This is a genomic window from Algoriphagus aquatilis (assembly GCF_042657405.1).
In the GTDB taxonomy this organism is placed as follows: domain Bacteria; phylum Bacteroidota; class Bacteroidia; order Cytophagales; family Cyclobacteriaceae; genus Algoriphagus; species Algoriphagus aquatilis.
Genome location: NZ_JBHSKS010000003.1, coordinates 1 through 9,772, shown reverse-complemented (window position 1 = coordinate 9,772; position 9,772 = coordinate 1). Strand labels below are relative to the sequence as shown.

The following is a 9,772-nucleotide window of genomic DNA, read 5'->3' as shown; positions in this document are numbered from 1 at the left end:
CAGGTATATAATTCATTTTTATAAAGAAGAACGAGTGTTAATTCGACTTCAAAAAGATCAAGAGTGAGGATCTTTTTAATGCAATTAAGTGTAAAAAAATGTAAACCATTTGACATTTACAACACCATTCACCGTTTTTCATTAATTTTTTTTCAAATAATCCAAATAAAAAGTCACTGATCAGTAATCACTGAAAAACATTTAATTAGGTAGTTATTCAAAATTGAAGATCTAGTCCTTGAAAGATTATTAAGCCTCTGAAATAAAAACCATGTCCCATAAAATACACATGACTTAAGTGCATATCCAATCATGAAAAAATGGATAAAATCTTAAACAATAATGAATCTTGCTAAGCCTGACAAATTGAGGAAATCATAAAAAATTCATGACTTAATTGAGATCACTATAGAAATTTTATATGATGACAGTTTATCTCTATATATCAATTCAAATAACTTGTTAGAAGTAATAGTACAACTAGTATAAATCAAGCACTTAAATCGAGGCCGGCGAACGAAATCCTTTCAGAATTCTATTTGGAATCAACAGAGGAAAAGCGAAAAAGTGGAAGGTTTTTCTCCAAAAAAGTACTAAAAATACCCTATATAGGGTATGTTTTCGGATTTTTCAGGGTGTTATTTTTGGCGAACCTGGCTTTTAGAGGAGAGCTTCTCAAACTGTGGGCGAGGATAAATGAGCGATTGAGCATCTACGAAACAAACAACAAACCAATGAAATTCTTTTACCTCTCTTCCAAACCTAATTCCAACGGGGAATATGAAGTTCATAATCAAGAATGTGAACATATTCCCGATTCTTTGGACAGAGACTACCTAGGCCCATTTAATAACGGAACTGAAGCACTTCGAAAGGCCGAAAAACTCCAACCTTCTGTGACACTTTGTAAGGCTTGTTGCTCCCAGACTTTTCAGTCCATTTTCTTCAAGCCCAAAAACCCCTGATTATCATTTATATCCTTATAAATAAAAAAAGAGTCTGGCAAACTACCCTCGAAAAACTAAAGTGAGAACTGGAAAAAAATCAGGAAAATCCTATTTTCGCACATCCTAATCGGGGTGTGGCGCAGTCCGGTAGCGTACACGTCTGGGGGGCGTGTGGTCGCAGGTTCAAATCCTGTCACCCCGACTTGATTATCAGGGAGTTACGAGATTAAAAATCGTGACTCCTTTTTTATTTGCTTACATTCTTTCAAAAAATCCCCTTTAAATTCTATCAACTTTCTTACTTATCCCCCAATCTCTTCTTCACCCAATCCACCACCGTTTGAATCAGTTCCTCTCGATCGTGGTCATGTATCAGTTCATGGTACCCGCCAGGAAATAGCCTCAAAGTCTTGTCTTCGCTCTGTGCTTTTTGGATAAAGAGCTCCGAACCTTTGGGATTGGTAAGGCCATCGTCTGTGCCATGTACCACCAAAACCGGCAGTTCAAAGGAAGCCGCATCTGCTTGGATTACCTGCATCAGATGATATACCTCATGAGCTGTGCGGGCAGGGATAGCTTGGGTATAGTTTAGGGGGTCGGAGAGGTAGGCTTGTATCTCCTCAGGGATTCTCGAGATCTGTGTAGCGTCAAGTTTGAGCGCTTTCAGCCTAGGTAGCCACTTGCTGATTAATCCCGACACTGCAATCAGCAGCTTGGAGGTATTTTCGGCCTCCTTGATCGCCGGAGAGCTGAGTATGACACCTGCGGCCTGGGGCTGATACCTGATCACATAGCCGGCAGCCATTCCCCCACCCATGCTGTGCCCATAGAGAAAAGCCGGCAGACCGGGCAGGTAGGCAAGCACTTTTCCAAATAGGGCATCGATGTCCTCCAAATAATCGCGGAAAGAAGCAAAGTAGGCATCAGGCTTCCCTGCCACTGACCTACCATGACCACGTCCGTCAAAGGTAAAAACGGCGACCCCTTCGGCTACGAGCCTATCCACCAAGGGGGCATATCGCCCGCTATGCTCTCCCAAGCCATGAATCAGCAAGAGTCCGGCCTTAGGCGATTCGGGTAACCAAGCTTGAAGATAGAGTTGTAGTCCGTCGTGGGTCAAGTAGGAGGTTTCGAGATGTTTCATGGATACCGATTGATATGTTGAAAATAGAAATTTGATTTGGATTAAAACTATCTTGAAGCAAAATCAACCTGTACCTATGCTCAACCCAAAATTCCTACTTAGCAGTCTGCTTACCCTTTTGGTCATCGCGTCCACATTTGGCCAGGCAAAGATCTCCGCTGAGCGTCTGCAGCGCTACGATGCCTATTTCCAAAAAGAAATCGACGCGGGACGCCTTCCCGGAGTGGTGACCCTACTCTACCGAAATGGAGAAAAATCCCACGAATCGGCTTTGGGCTTCAGTGACCTCTCTGCCAAGACGCCCATGCGAACAGATCAGATCTTTTTTATCCAGTCCATGACCAAACCCATCATCAGTACGGCTTTTATGATGCTATATGAGGAGGGACACTTTTTCCTGAGCGACCCGATTGCCAACTACCTGCCCGAGTTTAAAGAGATGCGGGTGCTGCTCGATCCGGAAAAAGGCTCAGCCGGTGGCACCGAACCAGCAAAATCTCCCATCACTATTGCCCAGGTCTTGAGCCACACAGCAGGATTTCTCCATGGCATAGGCGGCACCAAACTGGACCGTGAAGTAGCCCAAGCGATCTACATGTCCCAGCCCAAGACCATCGAGGAGCGAGTCAAAGCACTTGCTACCCAACCCTTAGCCAGTCATCCGGGGGAAAAGTGGAACTACTCCGCCTCTCCCGACATCCTCGCTCGCCTAATTGAGGTATTTACAGGAAGGACCGCTGAAGAATTTCTAAGAACCAGACTTTTTGAGCCCTTGGGAATGAAAGACACCGGCTACAACCTCAGCGATGCCCAAAAATCCCGAATGGTTCAGCTTCATAATTTCAACGACGAAGGCGTCCTGGTCAAATCTGCCCGACAAACGCCAACCTCGGGCAATACAGTCTTTGGAGGCACCCACGGCCTGTTTTCCACGGTGCAGGATTATTCGCTTTTTGCGAGAATGCTCCTAAATGGAGGCGAATGGAATGGTCGCCGCTACCTTAGCCCCAAGACCATCGAGATCATGCGGATCAATCAGTCCGGAGACCTGTTTCAAGATCCCGGCAAAGGATTCGGGTTGGGATTTGCTGTGGTGGATGACCTGGCTGCGACCAAGGCTACAGGATCGGAGGGCGCATTTTATTGGAGTGGGGCATTTTGCACCTACTTTTTCATAGATCCCAAGGAAAAGATGGTAGCCATCTTCATGACCCAGGTTAATCCGTTTAGCTCCTATTATGAAAATAAGTTTAGGCAAATGATCTATCAGACACTGGAATAGTCCCATTAAACCTGGTCGAAACTGATGACTTTCCTCAGGTAAAACCAATTCGGATTGGCTTATCTTGGACTTCTAACTTTCCCCGCCATGCGCAGTTTCTTTTCTTTCACCTTTAGGCTTACCTACTGTCTGCTATCACTCGCCGTCCTGATCGCCTGTGGTAGTTCAGATTCGGAGGTTACCTATCCTTCCCGTCAGAATCTCTCGGAGTCGGTATATGCCTCGGGCACAATCAAAGCCAAGGATCAATACGAAGCCCTAACCTTGGCTACTGGTCCGGTTCAGGAGGTTTTTGTCGGCGAAGGAGACACAGTGACGGTAGGTGCTCCCTTGATTCGGATATACAACGAAGCAGAAAAACTGCGAAAGGAAAATGCAGAGATCGCCCGGGCTTTTGCCGATCAGCGAGCCAATCAAAACAGGCTGCGCGAACTCCAACTCACCCTGAACCTCGCCAAGAGCACTTACCTCAACGACTCCCTGCTTTTCCACCGACAAAAAAACCTCAAAGCCCAAGGCATAGGAACCACCGTAGAGTTAGAGCAGCGGCAGCTCAAATTTGAATCTTCCAGAACCACCTACTTGTCCACCCAACTCCGCTACCTGGAGCTAAAGCGGGAAATTGAGTTTAACGCCAAAAATGCGGGAAAAAACCTAGCCATCTCCGAAGCCCTCGAAGGGGAATATGTCCTGCGGAGCAAAATCAACGGAATCGTATACTCCCTGATGAAAGAAAAGGGAGAAATGGTCACGCCACAGACACCGCTTGCCATCCTCGGCAGTGCGGGCGAGTTTGTCTTGGAACTGCAAGTGGATGAATACGACATTGCAAAAATCGAAAAAGGACAGCGTGTATTGGTGACCTTGGACAGTTTCAAAGGAGAGGTATTTGAAGCTTCGGTAACCAAAATCCACCCCATCATGGATGTCAAATCAAAGACATTCACCGTGGAAGCCACTTTCACCAAGGCACCACCTAGGCTCTACCCCAACCTGAGTCTGGAAGCCAACATCGTCACGCAGGTGCGGGAAAATAGCCTGGTCATTCCCCGTCAGCTGCTTTTTCTGGAAAACAAAGTCATCACCGCCGACGACGACACCTTGACGGTGAAAGTAGGACTCAAGACCTACCAATACGCCGAAATCTTGGAAGGTATTGATGAAAAAACAGGTCTAATCCAACCCATTCGATGAAGTGGTCGCTGATTTTTGAAATCGCACGTGCACTGATGCTGGCGAGGGTGAAGCAAACCCTGATTGCAGCAGTTGGGGTGATGTTTAGCATCACCATGTTTGTGGCTTTATTGGGTTTTATGAACGGGCTGAATACTCTGTTGGACGGACTTATCCTGAATCGCACGCCGCACATCCGTTTTTACAACGAGATCAAGCCCAATCCCAATCAGCCCATCGACCAAAGCGAGGACTTCTCCGGTGGAGTAAATGTCATCCGCTCCATCAAGCCCAGTACCAGCCGACTCGCGATCTTCAACAGTGAATCCATCGTCCAAACACTGGAGGCAGATCCACGGGTCCTTGGCGTCAGCCCGAAAATTTCGTCACAGGTTTTTTTCAATATCGGAACCATCGACCTCACTGGGATCGTCAATGGCATCGATGCAGAAAAAGAAGCCCAGCTTTTTGCTTTCACCGATTACGTGACAGAGGGGAATTATGAGGACCTCAATCAAATCAACACCATCATCTTGGGTAAGGGCGCAGCAGATCGGATGATGGCATCGATCGGAGATGTGATTCAGGTGACTACGGCTCAGGGCAACCGGATGCAGCTGAAAGTAGTCGGCTACTTTCAAAGCGGCTTGGGCGATTTTGACAATGTCAATAGCTACGCTTCCCTCTCCACTGTGCAAAAAATGCTTGGGGCGTCGCCTTCCTACATTACAGATATCCAGGTGAAGCTCCATGATTTCAACCTTGCTCCGGCCATGGCCAAGGAATTGGAAGGAGTATTTGAGATCGATGCCGACGATATTCAGACCGTTAATGCCCAGTTTGAAACAGGCACACAAATCCGAAATCTGATCAGCTATGCGGTAGGAATTACCCTTTTGGTAGTCTCCGGGTTTGGGATTTACAATATCCTGAATATGATGATTTACGAAAAGCTGGACACCATCGCTATTCTCAAAGCAATTGGATTCAGTCCCCAGGATGTCAACCGGGTGTTTATCACCATAGCATTGAGCATTGGGGGCATAGGAGGAGTAGCGGGATTGTTTTTTGGCTATTTGGCCGGACTCACGATCGATCAGATTCCTTTTGAGACCCAGGCACTACCTACGATCAAAACCTTTCCAGTGGACTACAATCCCAAATACTACCTCATCGGCGGCACATTCAGCCTCATTACCACCTACTTTGCGGGGTATTTTCCTGCCCGAAAGGCCTCCAGTGTAGACCCTGTAGAAATCATCCGAGGAAAATAACCCCACATCATGTCGGTACTCGAAGCCAAACATATTGACAAGTTTTTTGTGAATGCCACCACCACCCAGGTTTTGAATCAGGTGAGTTTTCAGATCAAGCGGGGCGAGTTTGTTTCCATCGTAGGCAAATCAGGCTGTGGCAAATCCACCTTGCTCTACATTCTGTCCACCATGGATACGGACTACAACGGAGAGCTCTTGCTCGACGGAGAGCTGATCACCGGCAAATCTGCGGAGTATCTCTCCCGGCTTCGAAATGAGAAAATTGGCTTTGTATTCCAGTTTCACTACCTGCTCCACGAGTTTTCCACCTTGGAAAATGTAATGATTCCGGCCTTAAAGCTTGGCAAGTATTCCCGGGAGGAGATCGAGCATCGCGCAATGGAAAAGCTTCGGATTTTTGACATGCAGGATCATGCCCTGAAAAAGGCAAACCAACTTTCAGGAGGGCAAAAACAACGGGTAGCCATTGCCCGCGCCCTGATTAATGACCCTTTACTGATCATGGGAGACGAGCCTACAGGAAACTTGGACAAGAAAAATTCAGACATCGTCTATGCCAAGTTTAAAGAGCTTGCGAAAGAATTTGGACAAACGATGCTGATCGTGACCCACGACCCTGAATTCGCTGCCGGCACCGACCGCACGATCGAGATGGAGGATGGACGGGTTATCAGTTTTCAGTAGTCAGTCGCAGTGTGTCAATGCCTAATTGGTCACCCCCATAAATCCCAACACATCCTCATACCCTTTGCTCCAAGTGAAGAAAAACTGGGTGATCATCGGGATGTGCTTGGTTTTGGGATAAAAGGAATAGGTCAAGTTCGTTCCTTTGGCTTCAGCTTCTTTTCGAAACCGATCAATGGTCAGGCGAATTCCGGGATACGTTCGTTCACCCTCTAGGATCAGAAGCGGAATCTCCGTGCCATCCAATTCATAGATGGGTGAGTAGGTTTTCCAGGTTTCAGGATTGGAGGTGAAAGCATCGTAATTATCCTCGGCATTGTATTTTTCCTTTCGCTCGTTCAAAAACCAATACCAATCCAAGCCGGCGGGATCATTGAGAATGGCTCCTTTCAGCGGGTTGGTCATCCCGAGCTCTTTCCAAGGTTCTTTATTAATAGCAACCAGCGCTGCCAAATGTCCACCTGCTGAATGACCGGAAACATAGATCTGCTCAGGATCACCTCCATAGTTGGAAATATTTTCTTGCACCCATTTGATGGCCGTTACACTGGCTTTTTCCATTGCAGGGAGTTGGTAGGCTGGCGCTAATGGATAATCAATAATGACCGTCACCACTCCCCTTCTCGCGAGTCTGCTTCCCATGAAATCGTAAATTTCTTTTCTACCGCTATTCCAGCTTCCTCCATGGATAAAAATCAAAACAGGTGCTTTTTCAGCTTTTTTGGGAGCAAAAACATTTAAGTTTTTTTCCGGTAGCGAAGCGCTTTGCTGTAAATAATTGATCTCTTTGGAACGGGTAATAGACTTAAAGGCACAGCTTGACAACAAGGTGATAAAGGTCAAGGTGAGAAGAAACTGTTTCATAAAGGCGGGTATTTTTGGAGAAAGCGCATTTGGCTGGATTTTGTTTATTAAAGAGGCATTTGAATTGGTCTACACCAAGAAGTTTGCCTTCCAATAAAAAAGACAACCCTTTCGGATTGCCTTTCTAATTTTTTATTTGGCACCTGCAAACTGATCACTGAGACTGCCTACTTGACAGAAGGTTCCTGCTGACTCAAACAATGGAAACTACCCAAGCCCCAGATGATATCGGTGCTGTCGATTCCGATCACTCGTCTTCCTGGAAAGCAATCCGTAAGTATATCTAGCGCCTTTTGGTCATTTTTATCCCGGAAAGTCGGCACCACCACCACTTCATTGGCGATGTAGAAATTGGCATACGAAGCCGGTAGTCGTTGATCTTCCCAAATCACCGGACTAGGCATGGGAAGCTCCACGATATTCAATGGCTTGCCGTTTTCCAGGCGCATTTTCTTCAACAGAGCCAAATTTTCGGCTAGGATTTCGTGGTTTTCGTCGGCTTTATTTTCTTCTACCACAGTCACCACGGTGTCTTCATTCACGAATCGTGTGATGTCATCGATATGCCCATCGGTGTCGTCTCCGATGATCCCATCACCAACCCAAAGGATATGCTTCACTCCGTAGTAATCACAGAGGTACGTTTCGATTTGAGCTTGGGTAAGGTGTGGGTTTCGGTTTTCATTCAGCAAACAAGCCGTTGAGGTCAAGAGTGTTCCTTTTCCATTGAACTCAACCGAACCACCCTCCATGACGATTCCGGGTTTGAAATAAGGGATGCCCAAGTGCTCCGCAATATGAATCGGAATTTGATTGTCCAGATCGTGAGGCGGGTATTTTTCCCCCCAAGCATTGTAATTCCACTTCACCAAAACCTTTTTAATTTCCGCATTGGGATTGATCAGGAAAGCAGGACCGTGATCCCGGCACCAAGCATCGTTGGTTGGGAAAAAGTGGAAGAAGATCTTGCTCAAATCCGCTCCGGCTTTTTCCAGATGTGCCAAAGCAAAGGCTTTCATCGCTTCATCAGCCACATTGATATTCACCTTTTGGCCTTTGGCCACTTCGGTGATAAACTGGGAATAGGGTGCAAAAACCGTCTCGATCTTACCCGGCCAGCTCGCTTCCTTGTGCGGCCAACTCAGCCACATGGATTCCTGAGGGGCAAATTCAGCAGGAAAATAGTAGCCTAACTCAGCCGGAGTCACTGCACCGGTTTGAGCCAATTCAAACAAGTTTTTCATGGCTTATTCTTCGTCAAGATATCGCTTGGTGATCGGAGCGTAGGAATCGATTCGTCGATCCCTCAGGAATGGCCAGTGAGTTCTATACCGATCCGAACCTGTCAAATCGAGTTCCTCCACGTGGATTTCTTCTTCCAAATGAGGGGCTTTATAAGTCACCCGACCAAAGGCGTTGGAAACAAACGAACCTCCCCAAAATTGCATCGGACCTTCGATTCCGGTTCGGTTGACGGAAACAACTGGAAGTCCATTAGCTACCGAGTGCGAACGCTGAATGGTCTGCCAAGCATTGTATTGATCCTCGTTAGTTTGCTCATCCTGATGCAAAGCCCAGCCGATGGCGGTTGGATACACCAAAAAGTCCGCACCTTTCAAAGCGGTGATTCTAGCTGCTTCAGGATACCACTGATCCCAACAAATCAGCACGCCGATTTTGCCGAATTTGGTTGGAAACACTTTATAGCCCAAGTCGCCCGGAGTGAAATAGAACTTCTCGAAATAGCCCGGATCGTCAGGAATATGCATTTTTCGGTATTTGCCGAGGTAGGTTCCATCCGCATCCAAGACCGCCGTGGTGTTATGGTAAAGTCCTTCGGCACGTTTTTCAAACAAAGAAGCCACGATCACCACCCCCAATTCTTTGGCCAAGGCACCGAGCGTGTCAGTTGATGGGCCAGGAATGGCTTCGGCGAGTTTGAAGTTTTCGTAATCCTCTACGTCACAGAAATAAAGCGATCTAAAAAGTTCCTGCAAGACCACGACCTGAGCGCCTTTTTGGGCAGCGGTGCGAACGCCTGCGATGGTTTTCTCCATGTTTACGGCCACATTCCCAGAGCAACTGAGCTGGACCAGACCTACTTTGACGGTTTTGTTTGCCACGGTGTACAGTTTTTGTTTAGGCCGCAAAGATACCTTGGCAGGTGGGGATTGGCAAATGAAGTTTGGGGGGAGTTGGATAAGTTGAAAAATGTAATTGGTAAGTGGTCGAATGATCAAGGATCAAATTCAATGGGCAGTTTTCAAAAATTCTGGGAGTGTTCACTAAACTGTGTCAGTTTGGTTAAATCGATCTTCAAAGTAAGCGATTAGGTCTTTTCTAATTGATGGCCATGCGAAGATGGTTCCGTTCCATTTTGTCTGAGCGTTCATGGTTGCTA

9 protein-coding genes and 1 tRNA gene are annotated in these 9,772 nt (G+C 46.7%); 6 read left to right on the top strand and 4 right to left on the bottom strand.

Features of this window, described 5'->3' with window-relative positions; all coding sequences use genetic code 11:
- The first annotated feature begins 734 nt into the window (after positions 1-734).
- Entirely contained in the window at positions 735-965 is a 231-nt protein-coding gene (locus tag ACFPIK_RS04450; RefSeq protein WP_377912647.1) for a hypothetical protein, read from the top strand.
- A 110-nt stretch (positions 966-1,075) separates the two neighbouring features.
- A tRNA-Pro gene (locus tag ACFPIK_RS04445) sits at positions 1,076-1,149 on the top strand.
- 96 nt (positions 1,150-1,245) lie between these two features.
- Here the strand turns inward: ACFPIK_RS04445 and ACFPIK_RS04440 are convergent.
- Positions 1,246-2,091, bottom strand: coding sequence for an alpha/beta hydrolase (locus ACFPIK_RS04440; RefSeq protein ID WP_377912645.1), 846 nt, complete (start codon positions 2,089-2,091; stop codon positions 1,246-1,248).
- A gap of 76 nt (positions 2,092-2,167) precedes the next feature.
- On the opposite strand from ACFPIK_RS04440, the gene ACFPIK_RS04435 reads away from it, so the two are divergent.
- The 4 genes from ACFPIK_RS04435 (at position 2,168) to ACFPIK_RS04420 (ending at position 6,507) form a co-directional block, all read left to right on the top strand.
- Entirely contained in the window at positions 2,168-3,373 is a 1,206-nt protein-coding gene (locus tag ACFPIK_RS04435) for a serine hydrolase domain-containing protein (RefSeq protein ID WP_377912643.1), read from the top strand.
- Positions 3,374-3,460: 87 nt separating this feature from the next.
- Complete coding sequence (locus tag ACFPIK_RS04430; protein ID WP_377912641.1) at positions 3,461-4,567, top strand: efflux RND transporter periplasmic adaptor subunit; 1,107 nt, start codon at positions 3,461-3,463, stop codon at positions 4,565-4,567.
- The gene (locus tag ACFPIK_RS04425; RefSeq protein ID WP_377912639.1) at positions 4,564-5,820 is read left to right on the top strand and encodes an ABC transporter permease; all 1,257 of its coding nucleotides are present in this window, start codon (positions 4,564-4,566) and stop codon (positions 5,818-5,820) included. Before ACFPIK_RS04430 ends, ACFPIK_RS04425 begins: the two co-directional genes overlap by 4 nt.
- 9 nt (positions 5,821-5,829) lie before the next feature.
- The gene (locus ACFPIK_RS04420) at positions 5,830-6,507 is read left to right on the top strand and encodes an ABC transporter ATP-binding protein (protein ID WP_377912637.1); all 678 of its coding nucleotides are present in this window, start codon (positions 5,830-5,832) and stop codon (positions 6,505-6,507) included.
- A 21-nt stretch (positions 6,508-6,528) separates the two neighbouring features.
- Here ACFPIK_RS04420 and ACFPIK_RS04415 read toward each other — a convergent pair whose 3' ends face one another.
- From ACFPIK_RS04415 to ACFPIK_RS04405, 3 genes are all read right to left on the bottom strand, one after another.
- Positions 6,529-7,371: an alpha/beta hydrolase gene (locus ACFPIK_RS04415; protein WP_377912635.1), complete on the bottom strand. Its 843-nt coding sequence runs from the start codon at positions 7,369-7,371 to the stop codon at positions 6,529-6,531.
- Between the two features lie 167 nt (positions 7,372-7,538).
- Positions 7,539-8,615: an agmatine deiminase family protein gene (locus tag ACFPIK_RS04410; RefSeq protein ID WP_377912633.1), complete on the bottom strand. Its 1,077-nt coding sequence runs from the start codon at positions 8,613-8,615 to the stop codon at positions 7,539-7,541.
- Positions 8,616-8,618: 3 nt separating this feature from the next.
- Positions 8,619-9,494: a carbon-nitrogen hydrolase gene (locus ACFPIK_RS04405; protein WP_377912631.1), complete on the bottom strand. Its 876-nt coding sequence runs from the start codon at positions 9,492-9,494 to the stop codon at positions 8,619-8,621.
- Positions 9,495-9,772 lie beyond the last annotated feature (278 nt).

Coding starts and splice junctions, on each gene's coding strand:
- ACFPIK_RS04425 (WP_377912639.1), top strand. CDS start 4,564: ATGAAGTGGTCGCTGATTTTTGAAATCGCACGTGCACTGATGCTGGCG.
- ACFPIK_RS04415 (WP_377912635.1), bottom strand. CDS start 7,371: ATGAAACAGTTTCTTCTCACCTTGACCTTTATCACCTTGTTGTCAAGC.
- ACFPIK_RS04435 (WP_377912643.1), top strand. CDS start 2,168: ATGCTCAACCCAAAATTCCTACTTAGCAGTCTGCTTACCCTTTTGGTC.
- ACFPIK_RS04450 (WP_377912647.1), top strand. CDS start 735: ATGAAATTCTTTTACCTCTCTTCCAAACCTAATTCCAACGGGGAATAT.
- ACFPIK_RS04420 (WP_377912637.1), top strand. CDS start 5,830: ATGTCGGTACTCGAAGCCAAACATATTGACAAGTTTTTTGTGAATGCC.
- ACFPIK_RS04410 (WP_377912633.1), bottom strand. CDS start 8,615: ATGAAAAACTTGTTTGAATTGGCTCAAACCGGTGCAGTGACTCCGGCT.
- ACFPIK_RS04440 (WP_377912645.1), bottom strand. CDS start 2,091: ATGAAACATCTCGAAACCTCCTACTTGACCCACGACGGACTACAACTC.
- ACFPIK_RS04430 (WP_377912641.1), top strand. CDS start 3,461: ATGCGCAGTTTCTTTTCTTTCACCTTTAGGCTTACCTACTGTCTGCTA.